Raw genomic sequence first — 24,417 nt, 5'->3', positions numbered from 1 at the left:
TCGCAACAGCTATGCTCCCGATTCGCATATTTTGCGAGAATTTTTCGAAAGACGCGGAAATACTTGGATTTACTCGCCTAAATTCTACGCGCATCTTGGTCCCTGCCGATCATATCTGACACGATCATGTATTGATCGGGTATCGCGGTAAAAAATCGATCGTTGCGCGCCTTGGTTCTTCCCCCCGCGCCGCGCGCCGCCTATCCTTCCACCATGCGCAAACATGTCCTGATCGTCCTCGGCATCATCGTCCTGATCGGTATCGGTGTCGTCACCTGGCTCGCCTGGCCCGACACCGCGCGGTTGAGCGTCGATCAGGTGGCGGGCGCGCGTCCGACGATCGAGACACCGCGTGAGCAGACGATACCCACGGTCGACATCGCCAAGCCGGTCGGCTGGGCGAACGGCGCCAAGCCCAGCGTCGCGCCGGGCCTGGCCATCCAGCCCTTTGCAAGCGGCCTCGACCATCCGCGCTGGCTGTACCAGTTGCCCAATGGCGATGTGCTGGTCGCCGAAACCAACTCGCCGCCGCGGCCCAGTTCGGGGATCGTGCAGCGGGTGATGAACGTCTTCCTCGGCCGGGCAGGCGCGGCGGTGCCGTCGGCCAACCGGATCACCCTGTTGCGCGACACGAACGGCGACGGCGTGGCGGACGTGAAGACGCCGTTCCTGACCGGGCTGAATTCGCCCTTCGGCATGGTGCTGTTCGACGGGCAGCTCTACATCGCCGACACCGACGCCCTGGTCCGCGTGCCGTATCAGGAGGGTGCGACGAAGATCACCGCCAAGCCGGAAAAGGTCGTGCCCCTGCGCCCGGCTGGCAATCACTGGGCGCGCAACGTGATCGCTTCGGGCGATGGCAAGACGCTGTTCGTGTCGGTCGGCTCGGCCAGCAATATCGCTGAAAACGGCTTGGGCGCCGAAAAGAACCGCGCCGCGATCCTGCAGGTCTGGCCAAAGGACAAGAACTGGCGAGTCTATGCGGGTGGGCTGCGTAACCCGAACGGCATGGCGCTGAACCCGGTCAACGGGCGGCTGTGGACCGTGGTCAATGAGCGCGACATGCTCGGCTCCGACCTGGTGCCCGATTATCTGACCCAGATCGAATTCGGCGATCACTTCGGCTGGCCCTGGTATTATTGGGGCGGCTATCCCGACAATCGCGTCCAGCCGACCAATCCGCCGCTCCAGCAATATGTGAAGCGCCCCGACTATGCGCTGGGGCCGCACGTCGCCGCGCTCGGCCTGACCTTCTCCGAGGGCGCGAAGCTGGGCGACACATTCGCGCGCGGCGCGTTCATCGGCGAGCATGGCTCGTGGAACCGCAAGCCCCCCTCGGGCTACAAGGTCGTGTTCGTGCCCTTTGCGGGAGCGTTCCCCGTACCGAAGGCCAAGCCGGTCGAGGTGGTCGGCGGCTTCCTGAACGCCAAGGGCGAGGCGCGGGGGCGGCCGGTGGGCGTGATCGTCGACAAGACCGGCGGTTTATTGGTCGCAGACGATGTCGGCAACGTGGTGTGGAAGGTCAGCGCGGCGAAGTGAATTCAGAGAAACGCCTTGTTATGGAGCGACCAAGTTCGACCCGGCAATGGCGTTTCTCTTTGAACTTGTCAGGGCCGACGCGGCGAATTTCCTCAAAGCCCAGCGCGCGCCAGAAGCGTTCTCCTGCCACATTGGCTTCCAGTACGGCCAATCGCATGTGTCGCGCACCACGTGCTGCGGCCCACGCCTCGATCGCTTCATAAAGAGATCGACCAATACCAAGTCGGCGACGGGTGGCATCCACCACCAACAGGCCGAGATACCAGATGCCGTCGCCCGGATAATCACGAAGAACCGCCGCGACGGCGTATAGGCCACGATCATCGCGCCAGCCCAAGACCACTTGATCGCCTGTGGCCTTCTCCGGCGGAACGTCCGCAAATAGCGCGACGGCATCGGCTGGTTCCGGCATCACGCCGTCCTGCAACAGGAAATAGTCGGCGCAACGAACAAACAAGTCCGCTACGGCAGGGGCATCGGCTTCGGTCAGTTCCCCGCCCTCTGCGCCTAGGCCGATCACGGCTACTTCAACAGCTTCGGCGCTTCCGAGCGGATCACCGCCTCCAACTGGCTGGAAAACAGCGACAGGAAGGCGGGCAGGTTTACGACCGCATGGACCTTGTCCTCATAGACCGTCGCCTGCGCGCCGATCGACTGGCCCATCGCGCCGACGGTGAAGTGCATCGTGTCGCCGTCCCAGCGATGCTCGACGGTCGCGCCGCCGGGGATCATGCGGCCGATCTTGCCGATGCCGCCGTCCAGGCGCTGGCGCACGCCCTCCTTGCCAAGCTTGTGCGGGATATCGAGCGAAATGGGGGCGCTCATGCGGTCATCTCCGTGGCAAAGAGCATCGCGTCGTCGGCAAAGGCCTTGAACTCCAGCGCATTGCCGCTGGGGTCCTGGAAGAACATCGTCGCCTGTTCGCCCGGCTGACCCTGGAAGCGAATGTGAGGATCGATGCCGAAGGGCACCCCCGCCGCCTGGACCCGCGCCGCCAGCGTCCGCCAATCGGCCATGGTCAGGACGACGCCGAAATGCGGCACCGGCACCCGGTGGCCGTCGACCGCGCTCTCGACCGCGACCGCCTTCGCGGCGGGATCGAGATGCGCGACGATCTGATGACCGAACAGGTCGAAGTCGATCCAGTGATCGCTCGAACGTCCTTCGGGACAGCCCAGCACTTCGCCGTAGAAATGGCGGGCAGCGGTCAGGTCATGGACCGGGAAGGCGAGGTGGAAGGGGCGCAGGGTCATATGGGAAAGCTAGGGTGACGGGGCCGGTTTTTCCACCTTTTCCTCCCCGGCACGGGGAGGGGGACCAGCCGCAGGCTGGTGGAGGGGGCATGCGGCAAAGGTCATCCCGTGCGGAAGCCCCCCCCTCCGTCAGGGCTGCGCCCTGCCACCTCCCCGTTCCGGGGAGGATCGACACACATCCCGCATTGCTCCTGTCACAGGCCCGCGCCATAGCCAGCGCCGTGACCCGCTATCCCGCTCTCCTCGCCCTGATCGCCGGGGCCGTTGCCGCCTGTGGCCTTGCCCCGCTCGACCTCTGGCCATTGTTGCTGGTCGGGCTGATCGTGCTTCTGGCGCTGGTGCAGGAGGCCCCGACCATCAAGAGCGCCCTGTGGCGCGGCTGGGCGTTCGGGGTCGGGCATTTCACCGTCAACAACAACTGGTTCCAGCACGCCTTCGACTTTCAGGACAAGATGCCGCCGGTGCTGGGCTATTTCGCCGCGGTCGGGCTGGCGCTGTACCTGGCCGTCTTCCCGATGGCGGCGGCGGGCGTGGCGTGGAGAGCGTCCGGGCGGTTGCGCGGGCGGCGACCGGATGCGGCCTATGTGCTGATCTTCGGCGCGGCGTGGATCGCGACCGAATATCTGCGCGCGCGACTGTTCACCGGCTATGCCTGGGATCCGGTGTCGGTCGCATGGCTGCCGGTCATCGGCGTGGCGCGGATGAGCGCCTTTGTCGGCACCTATGCGCTGTCGGGGCTGACCGTGGTGCTGGCGGGCGCGATCTGGCTGGCGCTTCGGCGGCACTGGCATCTGGCGGCGGTGATGGTGCCCGCGACCGGCCTCGCCGCCCTCTCCGCGCCGCTGACCCGCGCGCCCGAACCCGCAGCCGACGCGCCGCTGGTCCGCGTGGTCCAGCCCAATGTCAGCCAGGACCAGCGCGGGCAGAGCGACGGACCGCTGCTGCTTCAGCGGCTGACCCAGTTGTCGGGAAGGCCCGGCCCCCGACCGCGCCTGATCGTCTGGCCCGAGGGCGTCGTGCGCGACATGATCGAGGACGGCTATCCCGACTGGGCCTATTTCGGGTTCAACTATGCCCCGCCCTTCTGGACGCGCCGCCAGATCGCCCGCGTGCTCGGCCCGCGCGACACCGCGCTGGTCGGCGGGACCGCCCTGCTCTTCTCGCCCGACCGCGCCCGGGTGAGCAGCGCGACGAACAGCGTCTTTGCGATCGATCCCGCCGCCCGGATCACCGGCCGCTACGACAAGGCGCATCTGGTGCCCTATGGCGAATATCTGCCGATGCCGTGGCTGTTGAAGCCGCTGGGCCTGGCGCGGCTGGTGCCCGGCGACATGGACTTCACCCCCGGCCCCGGCCCGCGCAACCTGCGCGTGCCCGGCTTCGGGCCGGTCGGGGTGCAACTCTGCTACGAGATCATCTTTTCGGGGCAGGTGGTGGACGAGGCGCATCGCCCGCGCCTGCTCTTCAACCCGTCCAACGACGCCTGGTTCGGCCGCTGGGGGCCGCCCCAGCATCTGGCGCAGGCGCGGATGCGGGCGATCGAGGAAGGGCTGCCGATCATCCGCGCCACCCCGACGGGCATCTCGGCCATCATCGCCGCCGATGGACGCCTGATCGCCACCGTGCCCCACGAGACGGCGGGCGCAGCCGAAGCCCCCCTGCCCGCCGCGCTGCCGCCCACGCCCTTCTCGCGCATCGGCAACATGATGGCGCTGGCCATCGCCGCAGGCCTGGCCGCGATCGGCGTTGCCTTCCGCCGCCGTGGTCGCTAGGACCGATATAAAGCTATCTTTATATCCTTATGAGGACGGGAATGCGGAACTCGTACATCTTTACCTCGGAATCGGTTTCCGAAGGTCACCCCGACAAGGTCGCAGACCAGATCAGCGACTCGATCGTCGACCTGTTCCTGTCCAAGGATTCGGAAGCGCGTATCGCCTGCGAAACCCTGACCACCACCAACAAGGTCGTGCTGGCGGGTGAAATCCGCTGCAAGGGCGTGTTCGAGAACGATCAGTGGGCCGAGGGCGCGCTGGAAGAGATCGAGCGGACCGTGCGCGATACCGTCAAGCGGATCGGCTACGAGCAGTCGGGCTTCCACTGGCAGACCTTCGACTTCTCGAACAACCTGCATGCCCAGTCGGCGCACATCGCAATGGGCGTGGACGAAAGCGGCAACAAGGACGAAGGCGCCGGCGACCAGGGCATCATGTTCGGTTACGCGACCGACGAGACGCCCGGCCTGATGCCCGCGACCCTCTATTACAGCCACAAGATCCTGGAAAAGATGGCGGCCGACCGCCATTCGGGCGCCGCTCCCTTCCTGGAGCCCGACGCCAAGAGCCAGGTGACGCTGCAGTACGAGAACGGCGTGCCGGTCCGCGCGACCGCGATCGTCGTGTCGACCCAGCACTCGGCCGAGCTGTCGAACGAGGCGGGCCAGGCCAAGCTTCGCGACTATGTGAAGTCGGTCCTCACCGACATCCTGCCCGAAGGCTGGCTGCCGGAAGAGAAGCAGATCTACGTCAACCCGACCGGCCTGTTCGAAATCGGCGGCCCGGACGGTGACGCCGGCCTGACCGGCCGCAAGATCATCGTCGACACGTACGGCGGCGCGGCCCCGCATGGCGGCGGCGCGTTCAGCGGCAAGGACCCGACCAAGGTCGACCGTTCGGCCGCCTATGTCGCGCGCTACCTCGCCAAGAACGTGGTCGCGGCGGGTCTGGCCAAGCGCTGCACCATCCAGCTGTCCTACGCGATCGGCGTCGCCGAACCGCTGTCGGTCTATGTCGACCTGCACGGCACCGGCACGGTCGACGAAGCCAAGCTGGAAGCCGCCCTTCCCAAGCTCGTACGCCTGACGCCCAAGGGCATTCGCGAGCATCTGAAGCTGAACGCGCCGATCTATTCGAAGACCGCCGCTTACGGGCATTTCGGCCGCGAAGCCGAAGGCGCGCTGTTCACTTGGGAAAAGACCGACCTGGTCGACCGGATCAAGGCCGCTATCGCCTGATCCGACCCGATCCGACAGGTTGACGACGCCCGTGCGGGGATGCCCGCGCGGGCGTTTTCTTTTTCGGGCAATGCGCTTGCCCTTTGGGACAGCGCACGTCAGCTTCCCTTCGATCGATAGGGGGACGAACGATGCTGGCGATGGCGATTCTAGCGGCGGCGGCGCAGGTGGCGGCGGCACCGCCCGTCATCGCAGCGCAGGACAGCCGTTCCGAGCAACAGCGTCTCGCCGACGCCTCGATCTTTGGCGTGATGATCTACGCCTTCGACCGCGCGGCCTGGGTCAGCACCGACTCGCTGATGGAGGTGGTGCCCAGGGACCAGCTGGCGGGCACCGGCGGCTATGTCATCGAGCCGATCGACAAGGACACGCTGCGCGCCACCTATTTCAAGGGCGACGCCGCCAGCGCGCGTGCCTTCTTCGTCGCCGATGTGCGCGGCGGGAAGGTCGTCCGCCACGAGATCCTGCCCGAACCCCTGCCATTGACGCCCGTGCAGATGATCCTGGCCCGCGCGCGCGAAATCGCCAGACATGAGGCGGCGGCGAAAGGCTATCGCCCCTGTACCGCCGCACCGTTCAACACGGTGGTCCTGCCCTCCGTCAACGGCGGCCCCGTCACCGTCTATCTGCTGTCGCCGCAGGTCTCGAACGCCAGCTACATAATGGGCGGCAATTACCGCGTGGCCATCGCGCCGGACGGGCGGATCGTGGCCAGCCGTGCGTTCAACACCAGCTGCCTCAACATAACATTGCCCGCCGCGACCAAGGACACCAAGGTTGCCGGGTTGCTCGTCAATCATCTGCTTGACCCGGTACCGACCGAAATCCACGTCTTCGCATCGTACAGCGTCCTGCAACCCGTCTTCGTCCGGACCCCGGACAAGCGGGTATGGCAGGTGCGCGGCCGGGACATCAGCGTCGTTTCGCCGCGCTGAGGCCGCTATTCCCGCGTCTCGCCCTGCACCTGACCATGGGCGAGCAGCGTGAACAGCCCCGCGCCGCCGACCAGATTGCCCAGGATCGCCGGGATCAGCAGGCCGAACACCGTTCGCCACAGATCGGCATGGCCGGTGAACAGCAGCAGGAACGCCTCGTCCGCGCCGACGATCGAGTGGCTGAACCCGGCGATGGCAATGACATAGGTGATCGCCAGGATGATCCAGAAGGCCTGGGTCCGGCCATTGGGCAAGATCCAGGCGACGACCGCGATCAGGAATCCGGCGGGGATCGCGTTGACGAAGGTCGCCCAGCCGCCCAGTTCCAGGATGCGCGCCGACACCGTCACCATCGCCTCGCGAATCTCGGCATTGCCCAAGGCCCCTGCCGCGACCATTCCGGCGGCCAGCGCGGTGCCGATCAGATTGGCGCCGAGTACGATCGCCCAGAGCCGCACCGTGCGCCGGAGCGCCCAGAGCGATGGCTTCGTCACCAGCGGCAGCATCGCGGTGATGGTGCTTTCGGTGAACAGCTGCATCCGCCCGAGAATGACGACCAGGAAGCCCACCGGATAGCCGAGCGCGGCGACGAGGCCCCGCCACGGCGCATCGGGCAGTCCGGCATGGAGCGCGCCCTCGGCGATCAGCGAACTGTGGATCGCGATCCCCGCCGCCAGGCCCGACCAGAACAGCGCGCCCGCGGGCCGGTCCAGTTCGCTCTCCCCCGCCTCGCGCACCGCGCGGTGCAGGTCTTTGGCATCGGCGGCCTTCTGCGCCTTTCCATCGGGCTGGGGGCCATCGGCTTGGGGAGCGTCGTCATCCATGATGGAAGGGCAACGAGCGGCCCCACCCTTGGCTCCCTGTCCGACCCGCGCTAAAGGCCCGGCGATGAACGATCCGACGACGATCCGCCGCCTTTATGGTCGGCGTCAGGGGCATAAGCTGCGCCAGGGCCAGGCCGCGCTGGTCGAAGAGATGCTGCCGACGCTCAGCGTGCCCGAGGAAGGCCCGCTGGATGCGGTGCGCCTGTTCGGCGAGGATCGGCCGCTGCAGGTCGAGATCGGATTCGGCGCGGGCGAGCATCTGGCCGGACAGGCCGAGGCGACGCCCGGCACCGGCTTTATCGGTTGCGAGCCGTTCCTGAACGGCGTGGTCGGCGCGCTCGGCCATATCCGCGACCGCGAACTCACCAATGTCCGCCTGCACATGGGCGACGCGCTGGAGGTGATCGAGCGACTGCCCGATGCCAGCCTGGAGCGTGTATATCTGCTCCACCCCGATCCCTGGCCCAAGGCGCGCCATGCCAAGCGGCGGATGATGAACCACGGCCCGCTCGACACCATCGCGCGCAAGCTGAAGCCGGGCGGCGAATTTCGCCTGGGGACCGACGATCCGACCTATTGCCACTGGTCGATGATGATCATGAACGGCCGGGACGATTTCGAATGGCAGGCCCGCACGCCCGCCGACTTCCTCACCCGCCCCGCCGACTGGCCCGAGACGCGCTACGAACGCAAGGCCCGCCGCCAGGGGCATGAGGTGTGGTATTTCCGGTATATCCGGCGGTAGGAGACGGCCACCATTGATGATCTAAAGGCGCAGCGGGCCGCTCCGATGGTCGGTGCGGGCGACGTCGAGCAGTCCTGGCATGGCCGCGATCGGGCGCAGGCCGCGGCGGGTCATTTCGGCCTGGATCGCCTGGGCTTCGCCGCCGCCGGGTTCGCCGCTCGCCATCGCAAAGGCCAGCAGCAGCGACTCGTCGTCCATGAACTCCATGAGATCGGGGTCCAGCATCGGGTTCATCACCTTCCTCCCATTCTATATCGGCATCCATAACAAGCAGATCCCCCGCAGGTTGCCAATGCCGCCGGTTTCGGCCCGTTTCGTCGGTGACGCGCGCTCCCTCTGGCGGGGCAGGCCGCCTCGTTATAGACGGCAGCCTCGAAATTTGAGGCAAGACATGGTCGATGACAGCTGGGGCGTGACGCCACCGCGCGGCGGACTGCGCGTCCGGACGAATGACAGTTTGGAAGAGCGCGCCGCCGCACGAGCCAAGGCGCGCGAGGCGCGGGCGGGCGAGCGAAGCACGCTGATGGCAGGGCGGATGGAAGCGCGCGCCGCGCTGCGTGAGCGCGAGACGCTGGCCCGCGAAGCCGAACGCGCCGCCCGTCGCGAGGCGGAGGAAGCGGCCGCCGCCAGGGACCCCCATGCCGCCGCCGCCAAACGGCACCGTACCTCGGGCCGCAAGGATGTGGTGCGCGAGCAGCGCGATACGCGGGGGTACACCACGGTGATCGACGAGGGGCGGATTCGCGAATTGTCGAAGCGGGGCGCGTCGCTGTCGGGGCTGGCGGCTACATTCGGGATTACCGCCGAGGAGGTTCAGCACATTCTGGCGACGGCGGAGGAGTGATCCTCCCCGGTACGGGGAGGTGGCAGGGCGCCAGCCCTGACGGAGGGGGGCTTCGTCAAAGATAGCCCCATGTGGCGATCCCCCTCCACCAGCTTCGCTGATCCCCCTCCCCTTGCAGGGGAGGAATAGCGATCCCCCCTAACGCCTTGCTTACCGAATTGCGCTAAAGCCCGCATCCCATGGCCGATTCCGCCCCGCATAGCTCGCGCCCGCCGCGTCCTCGCTCCGCCGTCAGCCGGGGCGTCGGGCTGGCCGGGCTGGCGGGTTCGCTGGGCTGGATCGCTTATGCGCGGTGGCGGCATCTCGACGGGCCTTATGCGGCGCTTCTGCATCTGGTCTGTGCGGGGGTGCCGATGCTGCTCTGGTCAGTACTGGTCGACAAGGTGCATCGCCATGCCTCGACCGGGATCGACTGGGCCAATCCCCGCCCCGCCCGCGAGACGCTGGACATCAGTCTGACCAAGCTGGCCGGGCTGTGGGCGACATTCGGCGGGATCGCGCTGATCTTTGCGACGGGGCGATTCTATTGGCAGGGGATTTTCGCCTTTGCCATGTGGTGCCTGGGCTGGATCGCGCCGGTGCTGTTCCTGCTGTCCATCCCCTATGTGATCTGGCTCGACCGGCGGCTGGTCGAGCCGAAGGACGGCGCCTGGATGCTGGGCGCATGGCTGACCGGGCAGCCGGGCGTCGAGCCCGAGGCGATCTACGCCCATCTACGATCCTGGGCGGTGAAGGCCTTCTTCCTGCCCTTCATGCTGGCTGTGGTGCCCGGCGGGTTCGGGATGTTCGTGCGGACCGACCTGTCGGTCGCGCTGCACGATCCGGTGGCGCTGGCCAACTGGCTGATCACCCTGATGTTCCTGATCGACGTCGCCTTTGCGACGATCGGCTATATGCTGACCATGCGGCCGCTCGATGCGCATATCCGCTCGGCCAATCCGTATGCGGCGGCCTGGGCGGCGGCGCTGATCTGTTATCCGCCGACGATCCTGATGGGGGATAACGGCCCGCTCAATTACCGGCCGGGGACCGCCGAGTGGAGCTACTGGTTCGCCGGGCATCCGGTGGTGTTGGCGGCGATCGGAGCGGTGCTGGTCGGGCTGACCGCCATCTATGCCTGGTCGACGGTGGCGTTCGGCATCCGCTTTTCCAATCTGACGCACCGGGGGATTTTGACCCATGGGCCTTATGCGGTATCACGGCACCCGGCCTATCTGTCGAAGAACATCTTCTGGTGGATCGCGACGATTCCGATCCTGTCGACCGGGACCTGGGTGGATGCCGCGCGGAGTACGTTGCTGCTGGGGGTGGTCAGCGGGATTTACTACTGGCGCGCGCGGACCGAGGAGCGGCATTTGTCGGCCGATCCGGCGTATCGCGACTATTATGACTGGATGCAGCGGTACGGGGCGGTGCCGCGATTCTTCCGTTGGGTATTGGGGCGGGGTTAGTCCCTTGGCCTTCGACTTCGCTCAGGCTGAACGGATGAAGGGCTTAAACCTCCGTTCAGGCTGAGCGAAGTCGAAGCCCACGCTTGAACCTCAGAAACTCGCTTCCCCATAAACCCGCGAGATATCCCCACCCCATTCGCCATGATAGCGGTCGAGCAGCACCTGCGCGGGCACCTTGCCCGAGCGGACGATCTCGCGCAGCGGGTCGAGGAAGCCGGTCTCGTTATCCCCGGCTCCGTTGACCCGCCCGCGCGCCGCCAGGCCCGCATGGGCGATGTCGAGCACCTCGCCCGCAATATCGCGCAAGCGCCCGCCACCCGGCAGCGGCGCATCCAGCGCCAGTTCCGGCACCGAGTCGCGCAGCGCCTGCCGCTCGTTCAACGACCAGCCCTTGACCAGATTCCATGCCGCATCGAGCGCGCCATTGTCGTACAGCAGCCCGACCCAGAGCGCGGGCAGCGCGCAGATGCGGTTCCACGGGCCGCCGTCCGCCCCGCGCATCTCCAGGAAGGTCTTCAGCCGCACCTCGGGGAAGGCGGTCGACAGGTGATCGTTCCAGTCGTCGATCGTCGGCAGCTCGCCCGGCAGCACCGACAGCTCACCCTTCAGGAAGTCGCGGAACGACAGCCCCGCCGCGTCGATATATTTCCCGTCGCGGTAGACGAAGTACATCGGCACATCGAGCGCATAGTCGGCGTAACGCTCATAACCGAATCCGTCCTCGAACACGAAGGGCAGCATTCCGGTGCGCGCGGGGTCGGTGTCGGACCAGATATGGCTGCGGAAGGACAGCATGCCGTTGGGTTTCCCTTCCGTGAAGGGCGAGTTGGCGAACAAGGCGGTCGCCAGCGGCTGGAGCGCCAGGCCGACCCGGAACTTCTTCACCATGTCGGCTTCCGACGCGTAGTCGAGGTTCACCTGGATCGTCGAGGTCCGCAGCATCATGTCGAGGCCCAGCGAGCCGACGCGCGGCATGTGGCGCAGCATGATCGCATAGCGACCCTTGGGCATGATCGGCAGCTCGGCGCGGGTCTTGTCCGGCCACATGCCCAGGCCCAGGAAGCCGAGGCCCAGCTTGTCGCCCGCCGCCTTGACCTGTTGCAGGTGGCGCCCCGTCTCGGCACAGGTCTGGTGCAGATTGTCGAGCGGCGCGCCCGAAAGCTCGAACTGGCCCGCAGGCTCCAGGCTGATCGATCCGTCCGCGCCGGTCATCGCGATGACGTTGCCGCCCTCCAGCACCGGCTCCCAGCCATATTGCTCCAGCTCGCCCAGCAGCGCGCGAATGCCCGAGGCTTCGTCGTAGGAGGGCGCGTGATGATCGCCCAGCGCATAGACGAACTTCTCGTGCTCGGTGCCTATCCGCCAGCGATCGCTGGGTTTTTCGCCGCGCGCGAAACTGGCGATCAGCTGATCGCGCGACTCGATGATGGCGCCCTTGGCGGTGCTCGCGGTCTTGGTGCTCATGAACCGCGCCTTACGCGGGCGGAAGCCTTCACGCCATAGGCTGAATCAGTGCCAGTCACCCGCCGCCGCCATCCACAAGGATATCGCCGCCGCCGCCGCCGTGTCGGCCCGCAGGATGCGGGGACCCAAGCCGATTCCCACGGCGGCGGGGTGCGCGCGGATCGCCTCGCGCTCCTCGGCATCGAAGCCGCCTTCGGGGCCGATCAGGATCGCTGCCGGACCCGAATGCGCCCGCATCGCCTCCAGCGCAGGGACACCGCCGGTCTCGTCGGCGAAGAACAGGGCGCGTTCCGGCGACCAGTCGCGCAGGAACGCCGCCAGCTTCACCGGCTCGGCCACCTCCGGCAGCGCGGTGCGGCCGCATTGCTCGGCGGCTTCTATCATGTGGGCGCGCAGGCGTTCGGTATTGGGCTTGTCGACCACGGTGCGGCGGGTGACCACGGGGACCAGCCTTGCCACACCCAGCTCGCACGCCTTTTCCGCCAGCCAGTCGACCCGGCCCTTCTTCAGCGGCGCGGCGCACAGCCACAGATCGGGTGCCGCCTCCCGCTCGCGGAGCCGTTCGGTGACGTCCAGCGTCAGGTCGCGCTTGCCGACCGAGGCGGCGACGCCCAGCCATTCGCCGGTACGGTCGTCGAACAGCTTGACCGGATCGCCGACCTTGGTGCGCATCACCGACACCAGATAATGCGCCGCCGGGCCGTCGATGCGGATCGGTCCCTCGGCCAAAGGCTGGTCGACGAACAGTCGGGGGGTGGATTGCGGCGGCCAGGCGGGGGTAGCGGGCATGGGCTTCGCTTACACGGGTCGCGCCGCACTTGCCACTTTTGCGGCTTCGGGTGTTTTCTGTCGTGAAAGGACGGACGATGGGCAAACATTATCAAGAGGAACTGGAGTCGCTGCAACTCGCGCTGGTCCGCACCCAGATGGCGATGGCGGGATCGGACGAGCGCGTCGTCATCGTGCTGGAGGGCCGCGACGGCGCGGGCAAGGACGGCACGATCAAGCGAATCACCGAGCATCTCTCGGTCCGTGCCACCCGCGTGGTCGCGCTGCCCAAGCCGTCCGATCGCGAGCGCACGCAATGGTATTTCCAGCGCTACGCCACGCACCTGCCCGCCGCGGGGGAGATCGTGATCTTCAACCGCAGCTGGTACAATCGCGCGGGCGTCGAGGTGGTGATGGGCTTCTCCACCGCCACCGAGCAGGAGGCGTTCCTGCGCGACGCCCCCGATTTCGAACGGATGCTGGTCGAAAGCGGCATCAGGCTGGTCAAGATCTGGCTCGACATCTCGAAGAAGGAACAGGAAAACCGGCTGGAGGCGCGGCGCACCGATCCGCTGAAGGCGCTGAAGGTGTCGGACATGGACAAGGTGGCGCAGGCCAAATGGGCCGATTATTCGGCGGCGCGCGACACGATGCTGACCCGCACCCATACGCCCTTCGCACCGTGGCATATCGTGCGCGCCGACGACAAGAAGGACGCGCGGATCGCGATCATTCGCCACATCCTGCACCGCATCGCCCCCGCCGATATCGCCGACGACGTGAAGGCGCCCGACCCGGACATCCTGTTCCCGTTCGACATGGCGGCGCTGGAGGACGGGCGGCTGGCCAGATAGGGTTACGGCGGCATTAGGCAAATCTTCACGGGGGCGGGGATAGCGTGCGCGCAAATCCCCAGCGTCGAGGACTGCCCAGGATGTTGCCCCCTGCCCCCCGTATCGCCGCGACGCTGATCGTCCGCAACGAGGAACGCTGCCTGGCGCGCTGCCTGGAAAGCGTCGCGCCGTTCGTGGATCGCATGGTGGTGCTCGATACCGGATCGACCGACCGGACCGTCGCCATCGCCCAGGCGGCGGGCGCCGAGGTTCATCACCTGCCCTGGCCGGACGATTTCGCCGAGGCACGCAACCATGTGCTGGCCTGCGCCGATGCCGACTGGAACCTGATGCTCGATGCCGATGAATGGATCAGCGCGGGCGGCGAGCAGCTCCGTCGCTGGTGCGGCGGGCCGCCACGGCTGGGGTCGGTCTGCATCGAGAACGAAACGGATGGCAGTGCCCAACCGACGCGCAGCTGGATTCCCCGCCTGTTGCCGCGCGGCACCTGTTATGAGGGGCGTATCCACGAACAGGTCGTCTCTTCCCTGCCGATCACCCCTACCCCGATCCATGTCGGTCATGACGGCTATCTCGCGGCGCAGAAGGCCAGGAAGATCGACCGCAACTATCAGCTGTTGCAACGCGAACTCGCCGAGCAGCCGGACAATCCCTATCTGATGTTCCAGTTCGGCATGGAAGCGCAGGCGCGGCGCGATCTTCCGACCGCCTGCGACTATCTGCAACGCGCGCTGGCGACCGCGCCGCGCGAAGCTGGCTGGCGGCATCCGCTGGTGACGAGCGCCATGACCCTGATGGCCTATATGGGTCGGCGTGACGAAGCGCTGGCGCTGGCCGATGCCGAATTCCCGTATTGGCAGGACTCGCCCGACTATTTCTGCGTGCTGGGGGACATATTGTTCGATCAGGCGCTGGCCGAGCCCGCCCAGGCGATCGGCCATTGGCTGCCACTGGCGCAAGCGGCCTGGGAACGCTGTCTCGCGATCGGCGAGCGCCCCGATCTGGACGGCAGCGTCGCCGGACGCGGCAGTTATCTGGCGCAGCAGAGCCTCGACATCGTGCGGTCGCAACTGGCGACGCTGGCCGCCTGAGATCAAAACCTTAGGGCGTTCTTTACGATCGCTGTGCCTCAAGGCGGATCATGTCCCCACCCGTATCGATCGCCGCGACCCTGATCGTCCGAAACGAGGCACGCTGCCTCGCGCGCTGCCTGGAGAGCGTCGCGCCCTGGGTCGATCGCCTCGTCGTGCTCGACACGGGTTCGACCGACGACACCATGGCCATCGCGCAGGCCGCCGGGGCCGAGGTCCATCGTCTGCCCTGGCCGGACAGCTTTTCGATCGCGCGCAATCATCTCCTCGATCTGGCCGACAGCGACTGGGCGCTGATGCTCGATGCCGATGAATGGCTGGTCGCGGGCGGCGAGATCCTGCGCGAATGGTGCGACGGCCCGGCGCGGCTGGGGCGGGTATGCATCCATAACCAGCATGACGATGGCGAGACCGCCACGCGCAGCTGGATCACCCGACTGATCCCGCGCGGCGCGCGCTATGAGGGCCGCGTGCACGAGCAGGTCGCGTCACCGCTGCCGCGCATTCCCCTGCCCGTGCATATCGCGCATGACGGCTATCTGGCCGCGCAGATCGTGCCCAAGCGGAACCGCAATCACATCCTGTTGCTGCGCGATCTGGCCGAGCAGCCGGACGATCCATATCTCCATTACCAGATCGGCCGCGACGCCCGGATGCGCGATGACCTGGACACGGCCTGTGCCCATTTCGCACAGGCGCTGGCACTGACCCCGGCGGAGGCGAACTGGCGCCACGAGCTGGTCGTCACCGCGATCACGACCCTGTCAAAGGCCGGGCGGCTGGACGAGGCGCTGGCGCTGGCCGACGGACAAATGCCGCATTGGCCGACATCGCCGGACTTCTTCTTCGTGCTGGGCGACCTGCTGCTCGACCGGGCCATGGCCGATCCGGCGAAGGCGATCGCGCACTGGCTACCGCTGGCGGAGGGGGCCTGGCAACGCTGTCTGGCAATCGGCGAGCGCCCCGAGCTGGAAGGCAGCGTGGCGGGGCGCGGCAGCCACCTGGCGCAGCACAATCTGGATGTCATCCGCTCGCAGCTGGCGATGCTGTCGGCCTAGCGCCGCCGCCGGATCAGCCACCACATCACGCCCAGCACGACACCCACGAGCAGGACCACGCCGCCGACCATCCCGGCGACGCGCAGGATCGCCCAGAACAGCGCCTCGACGAAACGGCCGACCGCGACCGACAGGCCGATCATGAAACGGAAGCGCGCGGGAGGATCACATGCACGACGATAGCCGCGAACGGGCTTGCGCGCCACGGGTCACCCCCATAGGCCACCTCTCATGACCATCGAGATCGTACCCGATAGCGAGCACAAGGGACTGGTCGGGCGGCTGCCGCCCCGGCTGCGCGGGCTGGCGCTGCTCGCCCGGTTCGATCGGCCGATCGGCTGGTGGCTGCTCTTCTGGCCCGGCGTCTGGGCGATCGCGCTGGCGGGCGGGCTGCCCGATCGCTGGCCGCTGGTCCTGTGGTTCCTGCTCGGCTCGATCGCGATGCGGGGTGCGGGGTGCGTGTTCAACGACATCGTCGACCGCGACCTGGACGCGCAGGTGGCGCGGACGCGGGCGCGGCCGATCCCGTCGGGACTGGTGTCGGTGAAGCTGGCGGCGATCTGGCTGGTGGCGCTGTGCCTGATCGGGCTGGTCGTGCTGGTGCAGTTGCGCCCGCTCGCCGCGATCGTCGCGGTGACCAGCCTGGCCCCCGTCGCGGCCTATCCCTTCATGAAGCGGATCACCTGGTGGCCACAGGCATGGCTGGGCATGGTGTTCAGCTGGGCCGCGCTGGTCGGCTGGGCCGAGGTGGAGGGGGCGCTCTCCGCGCCGCTCTGGCTGCTTTACGCGGGGTCGATCGCCTGGGTGATCGGCTATGACACCATCTATGCGTTGCAGGACCGGGAAGACGACGCGCTGATCGGGGTGCGCTCCTCCGCGCTGCGCATGGGCGCGCATGTGAAGCCGGGCGTGGGGGCGTTCTACCTCGTGGCGGTGCTGTGCTGGGCCGGGGCGATCTGGCTGGTGCGGCCGGACGTACTGGCGGTCGCCGCGCTGGCGCCCGTGGCGCTGCATCTGGGGTGGCAGGTGATGACGTTGAAGCCCGACGATGGCGCAGGGGCACTATATCGCTTTCGGTCGAACCGCTTTGCCGGGTTGCTGATGGCGCTGGCCTGTGCGGTGGTGGGGTCTTCTCTCTAATTCCTCCCCTTCCAGGGGAGGAATTGATAACTCCCCCCAAACTGCTCCCCCGCAACGCTTTGCCGGGTTGTCGGTTCTCGGAAACTCCGTCACATCTGAAGGTTGATGACCGTAGCCACGCCCGCCACCCGCTCGCTTGCCGAAAGCCATCGTTCGGTCGTCGTGCCCGAAGGCGCGTCCTTCCTGCGGCGGCTGTTCGCCTTTGCCGGACCGGGTTATCTGGTCGCGGTCGGCTATATGGACCCGGGCAACTGGGCGACCGATATCGCGGGCGGATCGGCTTACGGCTATGCGCTGTTGTCGGTCATCCTGCTGTCCAACATCATGGCGATGATCCTGCAGGCGCTGTCGGCGCGGCTGGGCATCGCCGCCGGGCTGGACCTGGCGCAGGCGTGTCGGGCGGCTTACTCCAAGCCCGTCTCGCGCATCCTGTGGCTGCTCTGCGAGATCGCGATCATCGCCTGCGACCTGGCCGAGGTGCTGGGCACCGCCATCGCGCTGCAATTGCTGTTCGACCTGCCGCTGGTCTGGGGGGTGCTGATCACCGGCTTCGACGTCTTCCTGATCCTGGCGCTCCAGCGTTACGGGTTCCGCAAGATCGAGGCGTTCATCATTGCGCTCCTGCTGATCATCGGCGGCTGTTTCCTCTATGAACTGATCGCCTCGCGCCCCGATCCGGGGGCGGTGATGGCAGGATTTATCCCGACGACACGGATCGTGACCGACCCGGCGATGCTCTACATCGCGATCGGCATCCTCGGCGCGACGGTGATGCCGCATAACCTGTACCTCCACTCGTCGCTGGTGCAGACCCGCGCCTTCGACGAGTCCGAGAACGGCAAGCGCGATGCGATCAGGATGGCGACGATCGACAGCACCGTCGCGCTGTTCTTCGCCTTCTTCATCAACGCCGCGATCCTGATCGTCGCGGCGGCCACCTTCCATGTCGCCGGGCGCACCGACGTCGCGGAGATCGACCAGGCGTATCGCCTGCTCGCCCCGATGCTGGGCGCGGGCGCGGCGAGCGTGGTGTTCGGCGTGGCGTTGCTCGCCTCGGGTCAGAATTCGACCGTCACGGGGACGCTCGCCGGGCAGATCGTGATGGAGGGTTTCCTCGATCTGCGGCTGGCGCCGTGGCTGCGGCGGCTCATCACGCGCGGGCTGGCCATCGTGCCCGCCGTGCTGGTCGTCGGCGCGAGCGGTCAGGCGGGGGCGACCAAGCTGCTCGTCCTCAGCCAGGTGATCCTCAGCCTGCAACTCCCCTTCGCGGTGGTGCCGCTGGTCCGCTTCACCGCCGACAAGGGCATGATGGGGCCGTTCGCCAGCCCGGTCTGGTTGCGCATCCTGGCCTGGATCATCGCGGCGATCATCATCGGGCTTAACCTGATGCTGCTATGGGGTCTGGCAACGGGCTGATTCCGTTTCGCAATTGCGAAGGAATGCCGCGTGACTTCATCCTTCGCGCGGTTAAGCTGGGCGCGACTGGACCGACAGGGACGCCCGAATCAATGACGACCACCATCACCACCCTGCATGTCGACGACACCGGGCCGCTGGCCGACGCCATCGTCGATACGCTGGTGCATCGGATCGGCAAGGATGCCGCCAATGCGCGGCCGCATGACTGGCTGGCCGCGACCATCCTGACCGTGCGCAACGACATCATCGAACGCTGGATGGCCTCCACCCGCGAGGCGCATGCGGCGGGCGCCAAGCGGGTCTATTATCTCAGCCTGGAGTTCCTGATCGGGCGGCTGCTGCGCGATGCCTTGTCCAATCTGGGCGTGATGGCGCAGGTGGCGGGCGCGCTCCAGAGCCTGGGCGTCGACCTGACCGCGCTGGAGGAGATCGAACCCGACGCCGCGCTGGGCAATGGCGGTCTCGGACGGCTGGCGGCGTGCTTCATGGAGAGCCTCGCCAGCCTCGACCTGCCCGCCTACGGATACGGCATCCGTTATGTGAACGGCATGTTCCGCCAGCGGATCGACGATGGCTGGCAGGTCGAGCTGCCCGAAACCTGGCTGAGCCACGGCAATCCCTGGGAGTTCGAGCGGCGCGAGAGCGCCTATTTCGTCGGCTTCGGCGGCGAGGTGATCGGGACCGAGACCGGCGCCGTCCACTGGAAACCCGCCGAGGCGGTCGAGGCGATCGCGGTCGACACCCCCGTGGTCGGCTGGCGCGGCAAGCGGGTCAATACACTGCGCCTGTGGACCGCGCAGGCGATCGACCCGATCCGCCTCGATCGGTTCAATGCAGGCGACTATACCGGCGCACTCGCGGGGCAGATGGCGGCGGAAACGCTGGTCCGCGTCCTCTATCCGTCCGACAGCTCGCCTGCGGGCCAGGAATTGCGACTGCGGCAGGAATATTTCTTCTCCTCCGCCTCGCTTCAGGACATCGTCCGGCGGCATATCCAGTATTTCCACGACATCCGCACCCTGCCCGACAAGGCGGCGATCCAGCTGAACGACACCCATCCGGCGGTGTCGGTCGCCGAGCTGATGCGCCTGCTGGTCGATCATCACGATCTGGGCTTCGATCAGGCGTGGGACATCACCCGGCGCACCTTCGGCTATACCAATCACACCCTGCTGCCCGAGGCCCTGGAAAGCTGGCCGCTGCACCTGTTCGAGCGGTTGCTGCCGCGTCACATGCAGTTGATCTATGCGATCAACGCCAAGCTGCTGCGCGAGGCGCGCGCGGTCGAGGGCATGGACGACCACGCCATCGCCGCGATCAGCCTGATCGACGAGGGCGGCGAGCGGCGGGTGCGCATGGCGAACCTGGCCTTTGCGGGCAGCCACAGCGTCAACGGCGTCGCCGCACTCCATACCGAGCTGATGAAGAAGACGGTCTTCGCCGATCTGCATCGCCTGTATCCGACGCGGATCAACAACAAGACCAACGGCATCACCCCGCGCCGCTGGCTTCAGCAATGCAATCCGCAACTGACCGCGCTGATCCGCGAGGCGATCGGGCCGGGTTTCCAGGATGACGCGGAAAAACTGATAGCGCTCACGGAATTTACGCAGGACGCGAATTTCCGGGAACGCTTTCTCTTGATCAAACGTTCCAACAAAGTGGGGCTGGCAAATTATCTTCGGGAATCGAGTGGACTTCGGGTGGACCCCGATGCGTTGTTCGACGTCCAGATCAAGCGCATCCACGAATATAAGCGCCAGTTGCTCAACATCATCGAGACGGTGGCGCTGTACGACCAGATCCGCAGCCATCCCGAGCGCGACTGGACGCCGCGCGTCAAGCTGTTCGCCGGGAAAGCGGCGTCGAGCTATCACAACGCCAAGCTGGTCATCAAACTCGCGAACGACGTCGCCCGCCGGATCAATTCGGACCCCAGCGTCGGTCACCTGCTGAAGGTCGGGTTCATCCCCAACTATAATGTCAGCCTCGCCGAGAAGATCATTCCCGCCGCCGACCTGTCCGAACAGATCTCGACCGCGGGCATGGAGGCATCGGGCACCGGCAACATGAAGTTCGCGCTGAACGGCGCGCTGACCATCGGCACGCTCGACGGCGCCAATGTCGAGATCAAGGAACATGTCGGCGACGACCATATCGTCATCTTCGGCCTGACCGCCGACGAGGTCGCCGAGAAGCGCCGCGACGGCTACGACCCGCGTGCGGTGATCGAGGGCAGCCCGGAGCTGCGCCAGGCCGTCTCCGCCATCGCCTCGGGCGTGTTCTCGCCCGACGATCCCGGCCGTTATGCCGGACTGATGGGTGGCCTCTACGACGGCGACTGGTTCATGGTCGCGGCCGATTTCGACGCCTATGCCGCCGCGCAGCGCAGCGTCGATGCCCGCTGGCAGGATCAGGCGGGTTGGGCGACCTCGGCCATCCACAATGTCGCGAAAGTCGGATGGTTCTCCTCCGATCGCACCATCCGGCAATATGCCGAGGAAATCTGGAACGTGATGTGAAGCCACCCCGTGCCGCCTTGGAAGCCCTGATCGAGGGCCGCAACGCCGATCCCTTCGCGTTGCTGGGGCCTCATGAAGGGCCGGGCGGCACGTTCCTGCGGGCGCTGGTCCCGGGCGCGGAGGCGGTCACCGCCTTCGACCTGTCCGGCACGAAGCTGGGCGTCCTGAAGCCGGTCGACACGCGCGGCCTGTTCGAGGGCGCAGTGTCGGGCGCGCCGCAGCCGGTGAAATACTGTGCCAAGGGGCATGGCGCGGAATGGTGGATCACCGATCCCTACAGCTTCGGCCCCGTGCTCGGCCCGCTCGACGATTTCCTGATGGGCGAAGGCAATCACTTCCGCCTCTATGACAAGATGGGCGCGCATCTGATCGCGCATCAGGGCGTGGCGGGCGTCCATTTCGCCGTCTGGGCACCCAATGCCGAGCGGGTCGCGGTGGTCGGCGACTTCAATGACTGGAACCCCGGCCGCCACGTCATGCGCCGCCGCCTGGATGTCGGCGTCTGGGAAATCTTCATCCCCGATATCGGCGAGGGTCGCGCGTACAAATTCGCGATCACCGGACCGCACGGCGCGGAACAGCCGATGAAGGCCGACCCCTTTGCCTTCGCCGCCGAGCTTCGCCCCAAGACCGCCTCGATCACCACCGCGCCGCCCGCCCATGTCTGGAAGGATGCGCCCCACCGCGAGCATTGGGCGAAGATCGATCCGCGCCGCGTGCCGATCAGCATCTATGAGGTGCATGCCGGGTCATGGGACCGCGACGAGAATGGCTGGTATCTCAGCTGGGATGCGCTGGCCGACCGGCTGATCCCCTATGTGGTCGAGATGGGCTTTACCCATATCGAATTCCTGCCCATCTCCGAACATCCCTACGACCCCAGCTGGGGCTATCAGACGACCGGGCTTTACGCCCCGTCGGCGCGGTTCGGCGATGTCGAGGGTTTTGCCCGCTTCGTCGACGGCGCGCACCGCGCGGGCCTGGGCGTCATCCTCGACTGGGTGCCCGCGCACTTCCCCACCGACGCGCATGGCCTGGCGCATTTCGACGGCACCGCGCTCTACGAGCATGAGGACCCGCGCCAGGGTTTCCACCCCGACTGGAACACCGCCATCTATAATTTCGGACGGCGCGAGGTGGCGAGCTTCCTGGTCAACAACGCGCTGTTCTGGCCCGAGCGCTATCATATCGACGGACTGCGCGTGGATGCGGTCGCCTCGATGCTCTACCGCGATTATAGCCGCAAGGACGGCGAGTGGGTGCCCAACGAGCAGGGCGGGCGCGAGAATTGGGAAGCGGTCGAGTTCCTCCGCCAGGTCAACCGGCAAGTCTATGGCCAGCATCCCGGCGTCTTCACCGTCGCCGAAGAATCCACCGCCTGGCCGGGTGTCTCCGCGCCCGCGCATGACGGAGGCTTGGGCTTCGGGTTCAAGTGGAACATGGGCTTCATGCACGACACGCTCCAGTATATGGCACGTGAGCCGGTGCATCGGCGGCACCATCATGGCGAGATCCTGTTCGGGCTGCATTACGCCTTTGACGAGAATTTCGTCCTGCCGCTCAGCCATGACGAGGTGGTGCATGGCAAGGGCAGCCTGCTGACCAAGATGGCGGGCGACGACTGGCAGAAATTCGCCAATTTGCGTGCCTATTATGCCTTCATGTGGGCCTATCCGGGCAAGAAGCTGCTGTTCATGGGCCAGGAATTCGCCCAGCGCGAGGAATGGTCGGAGGATCGCCCGCTCGACTGGCATCTTCGGTGCAGCCACGCGCATGAGGGCGTCCGCTCGCTCGTGCGCGACCTGAACCATCTCTATCGCGACACGCCCGCGCTCCACGCCCGCGACTGCGAGCGCGAGGGGTTCGAGTGGCTGGTCGCCGACGACAGCGCCCAGTCGGTCTTCGCCTGGCTGCGCAAGGCCCCCGGCGAGCCGCCGGTTGCGGTCATCGCCAACATGACGCCCGTCGCCCGCGCCCCCTATCGCCTGCCGCTGCCGCAGGACGGCCGCTGGACCGAGGTGCTGAACTCCGACGCGACCCAATATTGGGGCTCGGGGCTGGGCAATATGGGCGGGGTGGATGCGAAGGACGGCGCGGCCTGGGTGACGCTGCCGCCGCTGGCCACCGTCATCCTGCGCTTCGACGGCTGACCCGCAATCGCATTTGCCCGGAATAACAACGCACCGATCAAGCGTTGCGACACTAACACACGGACAGGAGACGGACGATGGACCTGAGGCGCGGACAACCGCTGGCGCGCGATGCCATGGCCTATGTGCTGGCGGGCGGCCGTGGCAGCCGCCTCATGGAAATGACCGACACGCGCGCCAAGCCCGCCGTCTATTTCGGCGGCAAGGCGCGGATCATCGACTTCGCCTTGTCCAACGCCATCAACTCCGGCATCCGCCGCATCGGCGTGGCGACCCAGTACAAGGCGCATTCCTTGATCCGCCACCTTCAGCGCGGCTGGAACTTCCTGCGCGACGAACGCAACGAAAGCTTCGACATCCTGCCCGCCAGCCAGCGGATCAGCGAGTTTCAGTGGTATGAGGGCACCGCCGACGCGGTGTTCCAGAATATCGACATCATCGAAAGCTATGCGCCCGAATTCATGGTCATTTTGGCTGGCGACCACGTCTACAAGATGGACTATGAGTTGATGCTCCAGCAGCATGTCGACAGTGGCGCCGACGTCACCGTCGCCTGTCTGGAAGTGTCGCGCGAGGAGGCGAGTGCGTTCGGCGTGATGCATGTCGACGAGACCGACCGCATCGTCGATTTCGTCGAAAAGCCCGCCGATCCGCCCTCCATCCCCGGCAATCCGGGCGTGTCGCTGGCGTCGCTGGGCATCTATGTCTTCCGCACCGCCTTCCTGTTCGAACAGCTGCGCCGCGATGCCGCCACGCCCGGCTCGGCGCGCGACTTCGGCAAGGACATCATCCCCTATCTGGTCGAGCATGGCAAAGCACAGGCGCACCGCTTCTCCGCCAGCTGTGTCCGCTCCGACGACGAACCCGGCGCCTATTGGCGCGACGTCGGTACGGTCGACGCCTATTGGGAGGCCAGCCTCGACCTGACCGACGTGGTGCCGCAGCTCGACCTGTACGACCGCAGCTGGCCGCTCTGGACCTATGCCGAGATCACGCCGCCGGCCAAGTTCGTCCATGATGTCGAGGGACGGCGCGGGTCGGCGGTGGCCAGCCTCGTCGCGGGCGACTGCATCGTGTCGGGTTCGACCATTAACCGCTCGCTGCTGTCGACCGGCGTGCGCACCCACAGCTATGCCTCGCTGAATGAAGCGGTCGTCCTGCCCTTCTGCCATATCGGGCGGGGTGCGCAGTTACGGCGCGTGATCCTCGACCGCGGCGTGAAGATCCCCGACGGCCTGGTGGTCGGCGAGGACCCGGTGCTCGACGCGCACCGGTTCCGGCGCACCGACAAGGGTATTTGCCTCATCACCCAGCCGATGATCGACCGTCTGGCCAACTGAAAGTCCC

The 24,417-nt window shown here is 66.6% G+C and carries 23 protein-coding genes; 15 read left to right on the top strand and 8 right to left on the bottom strand.

From position 1 onward, the window contains the following. Positions 1-213: 213 nt before the first annotated feature. Entirely contained in the window at positions 214-1,539 is a 1,326-nt protein-coding gene (locus BSZ14_RS10950; protein ID WP_076710945.1) for a PQQ-dependent sugar dehydrogenase, read from the top strand. Here the strand turns inward: BSZ14_RS10950 and BSZ14_RS10945 are convergent. From BSZ14_RS10945 to BSZ14_RS10935, 3 genes are read right to left on the bottom strand one after another with little or no spacing between them, the layout of a single operon-like run. Continuing rightward, complete coding sequence (locus BSZ14_RS10945) at positions 1,523-2,059, bottom strand: GNAT family N-acetyltransferase (RefSeq protein ID WP_042489586.1); 537 nt, start codon at positions 2,057-2,059, stop codon at positions 1,523-1,525. The genes BSZ14_RS10950 and BSZ14_RS10945 overlap by 17 nt on opposite strands. A gap of 2 nt (positions 2,060-2,061) precedes the next feature. Then, positions 2,062-2,364 (bottom strand): polyhydroxyalkanoic acid system family protein, encoded by a 303-nt coding sequence (locus BSZ14_RS10940; RefSeq protein WP_076710944.1) that lies wholly within the window; start codon positions 2,362-2,364, stop codon positions 2,062-2,064. Next, the gene (locus tag BSZ14_RS10935) at positions 2,361-2,792 is read right to left on the bottom strand and encodes a VOC family protein (protein WP_076710943.1); all 432 of its coding nucleotides are present in this window, start codon (positions 2,790-2,792) and stop codon (positions 2,361-2,363) included. The genes BSZ14_RS10940 and BSZ14_RS10935 overlap by 4 nt, the downstream gene beginning before the upstream one ends. Positions 2,793-3,013: 221 nt before the next feature. Here BSZ14_RS10935 and lnt point away from each other — a divergent pair, with 221 nt between their 5' ends. The 3 genes from lnt to BSZ14_RS10920 all read left to right on the top strand — a co-directional run bounded on the left by lnt (position 3,014) and on the right by BSZ14_RS10920 (position 6,740). After that, entirely contained in the window at positions 3,014-4,564 is a 1,551-nt protein-coding gene (lnt, locus tag BSZ14_RS10930; protein WP_076710942.1) for an apolipoprotein N-acyltransferase, read from the top strand. Positions 4,565-4,605: 41 nt separating this feature from the next. Then, positions 4,606-5,805 (top strand): methionine adenosyltransferase, encoded by a 1,200-nt coding sequence (metK, locus tag BSZ14_RS10925; RefSeq protein ID WP_042489576.1) that lies wholly within the window; start codon positions 4,606-4,608, stop codon positions 5,803-5,805. A gap of 131 nt (positions 5,806-5,936) precedes the next feature. Then, complete coding sequence (locus BSZ14_RS10920) at positions 5,937-6,740, top strand: hypothetical protein (RefSeq protein WP_076710941.1); 804 nt, start codon at positions 5,937-5,939, stop codon at positions 6,738-6,740. Positions 6,741-6,745: 5 nt separating this feature from the next. Here BSZ14_RS10920 and BSZ14_RS10915 read toward each other — a convergent pair whose 3' ends face one another. After that, positions 6,746-7,564, bottom strand: a complete 819-nt coding sequence (locus BSZ14_RS10915) for a formate/nitrite transporter family protein (RefSeq protein WP_076710940.1) — start codon at positions 7,562-7,564, stop codon at positions 6,746-6,748. Positions 7,565-7,628: 64 nt separating this feature from the next. On the opposite strand from BSZ14_RS10915, the gene trmB reads away from it, so the two are divergent. Beyond that, on the top strand, positions 7,629-8,309 hold the full coding sequence (trmB, locus tag BSZ14_RS10910) for a tRNA (guanosine(46)-N7)-methyltransferase TrmB (protein ID WP_076710939.1): 681 nt from the start codon (positions 7,629-7,631) through the stop codon (positions 8,307-8,309). Between the two features lie 21 nt (positions 8,310-8,330). Here the strand turns inward: trmB and BSZ14_RS10905 are convergent, their stop codons facing one another. Next, positions 8,331-8,543 carry a hypothetical protein gene (locus tag BSZ14_RS10905; protein WP_042489504.1) on the bottom strand — a complete coding sequence of 71 codons (213 nt, stop codon included), beginning with the start codon at positions 8,541-8,543 and terminating at the stop codon, positions 8,331-8,333. Between the two features lie 157 nt (positions 8,544-8,700). Here BSZ14_RS10905 and BSZ14_RS10900 point away from each other — a divergent pair, with 157 nt between their 5' ends. Both BSZ14_RS10900 and BSZ14_RS10895 read left to right on the top strand, forming a co-directional pair. Then, on the top strand, positions 8,701-9,153 hold the full coding sequence (locus BSZ14_RS10900; RefSeq protein ID WP_076710938.1) for a hypothetical protein: 453 nt from the start codon (positions 8,701-8,703) through the stop codon (positions 9,151-9,153). A 179-nt stretch (positions 9,154-9,332) separates the two neighbouring features. After that, positions 9,333-10,604 (top strand): methyltransferase family protein, encoded by a 1,272-nt coding sequence (locus BSZ14_RS10895; protein WP_198930499.1) that lies wholly within the window; start codon positions 9,333-9,335, stop codon positions 10,602-10,604. Between the two features lie 90 nt (positions 10,605-10,694). On the opposite strand, the gene BSZ14_RS10890 is transcribed toward BSZ14_RS10895, so the two are convergent. Together BSZ14_RS10890 and BSZ14_RS10885 are read right to left on the bottom strand one after the other, a co-directional pair. Then, positions 10,695-12,068 (bottom strand): glutamate--cysteine ligase, encoded by a 1,374-nt coding sequence (locus BSZ14_RS10890; RefSeq protein ID WP_076710937.1) that lies wholly within the window; start codon positions 12,066-12,068, stop codon positions 10,695-10,697. 45 nt (positions 12,069-12,113) lie between these two features. Then, on the bottom strand, positions 12,114-12,857 hold the full coding sequence (locus BSZ14_RS10885; RefSeq protein ID WP_076710936.1) for a 16S rRNA (uracil(1498)-N(3))-methyltransferase: 744 nt from the start codon (positions 12,855-12,857) through the stop codon (positions 12,114-12,116). A 77-nt stretch (positions 12,858-12,934) separates the two neighbouring features. Here BSZ14_RS10885 and ppk2 point away from each other — a divergent pair, with 77 nt between their 5' ends. From ppk2 to BSZ14_RS10870, 3 genes are all read left to right on the top strand, one after another. After that, the gene (gene ppk2 / locus BSZ14_RS10880; RefSeq protein WP_076710935.1) at positions 12,935-13,690 is read left to right on the top strand and encodes a polyphosphate kinase 2; all 756 of its coding nucleotides are present in this window, start codon (positions 12,935-12,937) and stop codon (positions 13,688-13,690) included. 80 nt (positions 13,691-13,770) lie between these two features. After that, positions 13,771-14,781, top strand: coding sequence for a glycosyltransferase family 2 protein (locus BSZ14_RS10875; RefSeq protein ID WP_198930498.1), 1,011 nt, complete (start codon positions 13,771-13,773; stop codon positions 14,779-14,781). A gap of 50 nt (positions 14,782-14,831) precedes the next feature. Continuing rightward, entirely contained in the window at positions 14,832-15,839 is a 1,008-nt protein-coding gene (locus BSZ14_RS10870; protein WP_241823725.1) for a glycosyltransferase family 2 protein, read from the top strand. On the opposite strand, the gene BSZ14_RS10865 is transcribed toward BSZ14_RS10870, so the two are convergent. Continuing rightward, complete coding sequence (locus BSZ14_RS10865; RefSeq protein ID WP_076710933.1) at positions 15,836-16,045, bottom strand: hypothetical protein; 210 nt, start codon at positions 16,043-16,045, stop codon at positions 15,836-15,838. The two genes, BSZ14_RS10870 and BSZ14_RS10865, sit on opposite strands and share 4 nt — an antisense overlap. Before the next feature lie 25 nt (positions 16,046-16,070). On the opposite strand from BSZ14_RS10865, the gene ubiA reads away from it, so the two are divergent. The 5 genes from ubiA (at position 16,071) to glgC (ending at position 24,410) form a co-directional block, all read left to right on the top strand. Continuing rightward, positions 16,071-16,979 carry a 4-hydroxybenzoate octaprenyltransferase gene (gene ubiA, locus BSZ14_RS10860; RefSeq protein WP_076710932.1) on the top strand — a complete coding sequence of 303 codons (909 nt, stop codon included), beginning with the start codon at positions 16,071-16,073 and terminating at the stop codon, positions 16,977-16,979. A 105-nt stretch (positions 16,980-17,084) separates the two neighbouring features. Next, positions 17,085-18,395 carry an Nramp family divalent metal transporter gene (locus BSZ14_RS10855; protein WP_076710931.1) on the top strand — a complete coding sequence of 437 codons (1,311 nt, stop codon included), beginning with the start codon at positions 17,085-17,087 and terminating at the stop codon, positions 18,393-18,395. A 92-nt stretch (positions 18,396-18,487) separates the two neighbouring features. Then, positions 18,488-20,920 carry a glycogen/starch/alpha-glucan phosphorylase gene (locus BSZ14_RS10850; RefSeq protein WP_083748211.1) on the top strand — a complete coding sequence of 811 codons (2,433 nt, stop codon included), beginning with the start codon at positions 18,488-18,490 and terminating at the stop codon, positions 20,918-20,920. Continuing rightward, entirely contained in the window at positions 20,917-23,070 is a 2,154-nt protein-coding gene (gene glgB, locus BSZ14_RS10845; protein WP_076710930.1) for a 1,4-alpha-glucan branching protein GlgB, read from the top strand. Before BSZ14_RS10850 ends, glgB begins: the two co-directional genes overlap by 4 nt. A gap of 77 nt (positions 23,071-23,147) precedes the next feature. Beyond that, positions 23,148-24,410, top strand: coding sequence for a glucose-1-phosphate adenylyltransferase (glgC, locus tag BSZ14_RS10840; RefSeq protein WP_042489477.1), 1,263 nt, complete (start codon positions 23,148-23,150; stop codon positions 24,408-24,410). Positions 24,411-24,417 lie beyond the last annotated feature (7 nt).

Source organism: Sphingomonas sp. Sph1(2015), from assembly GCF_001970915.1.
Classification (GTDB): domain Bacteria; phylum Pseudomonadota; class Alphaproteobacteria; order Sphingomonadales; family Sphingomonadaceae; genus Sphingomonas; species Sphingomonas parapaucimobilis.
The sequence above is the reverse complement of the archived record's forward strand: the minus strand, read 5'-3'. Positions and strand labels throughout refer to the sequence as shown.

Bases quoted from the DNA above. Each gene is read 5' to 3' on its own strand.
- trmB (WP_076710939.1), top strand. From the start codon at position 7,629: ATGAACGATCCGACGACGATCCGCCGCCTTTATGGTCGGCGTCAGGGG.
- BSZ14_RS10940 (WP_076710944.1), bottom strand. From the start codon at position 2,364: ATGAGCGCCCCCATTTCGCTCGATATCCCGCACAAGCTTGGCAAGGAG.
- BSZ14_RS10870 (WP_241823725.1), top strand. From the start codon at position 14,832: ATGTCCCCACCCGTATCGATCGCCGCGACCCTGATCGTCCGAAACGAG.
- BSZ14_RS10900 (WP_076710938.1), top strand. From the start codon at position 8,701: ATGGTCGATGACAGCTGGGGCGTGACGCCACCGCGCGGCGGACTGCGC.
- BSZ14_RS10895 (WP_198930499.1), top strand. From the start codon at position 9,333: ATGGCCGATTCCGCCCCGCATAGCTCGCGCCCGCCGCGTCCTCGCTCC.
- BSZ14_RS10890 (WP_076710937.1), bottom strand. From the start codon at position 12,068: ATGAGCACCAAGACCGCGAGCACCGCCAAGGGCGCCATCATCGAGTCG.
- BSZ14_RS10850 (WP_083748211.1), top strand. From the start codon at position 18,488: ATGACGACCACCATCACCACCCTGCATGTCGACGACACCGGGCCGCTG.
- metK (WP_042489576.1), top strand. From the start codon at position 4,606: ATGCGGAACTCGTACATCTTTACCTCGGAATCGGTTTCCGAAGGTCAC.
- BSZ14_RS10915 (WP_076710940.1), bottom strand. From the start codon at position 7,564: ATGGATGACGACGCTCCCCAAGCCGATGGCCCCCAGCCCGATGGAAAG.
- BSZ14_RS10855 (WP_076710931.1), top strand. From the start codon at position 17,085: ATGACCGTAGCCACGCCCGCCACCCGCTCGCTTGCCGAAAGCCATCGT.
- glgC (WP_042489477.1), top strand. From the start codon at position 23,148: ATGGACCTGAGGCGCGGACAACCGCTGGCGCGCGATGCCATGGCCTAT.
- BSZ14_RS10905 (WP_042489504.1), bottom strand. From the start codon at position 8,543: ATGAACCCGATGCTGGACCCCGATCTCATGGAGTTCATGGACGACGAG.
- BSZ14_RS10950 (WP_076710945.1), top strand. From the start codon at position 214: ATGCGCAAACATGTCCTGATCGTCCTCGGCATCATCGTCCTGATCGGT.
- BSZ14_RS10935 (WP_076710943.1), bottom strand. From the start codon at position 2,792: ATGACCCTGCGCCCCTTCCACCTCGCCTTCCCGGTCCATGACCTGACC.
- BSZ14_RS10920 (WP_076710941.1), top strand. From the start codon at position 5,937: ATGCTGGCGATGGCGATTCTAGCGGCGGCGGCGCAGGTGGCGGCGGCA.
- ubiA (WP_076710932.1), top strand. From the start codon at position 16,071: ATGACCATCGAGATCGTACCCGATAGCGAGCACAAGGGACTGGTCGGG.
- BSZ14_RS10875 (WP_198930498.1), top strand. From the start codon at position 13,771: ATGTTGCCCCCTGCCCCCCGTATCGCCGCGACGCTGATCGTCCGCAAC.
- ppk2 (WP_076710935.1), top strand. From the start codon at position 12,935: ATGGGCAAACATTATCAAGAGGAACTGGAGTCGCTGCAACTCGCGCTG.
- BSZ14_RS10885 (WP_076710936.1), bottom strand. From the start codon at position 12,857: ATGCCCGCTACCCCCGCCTGGCCGCCGCAATCCACCCCCCGACTGTTC.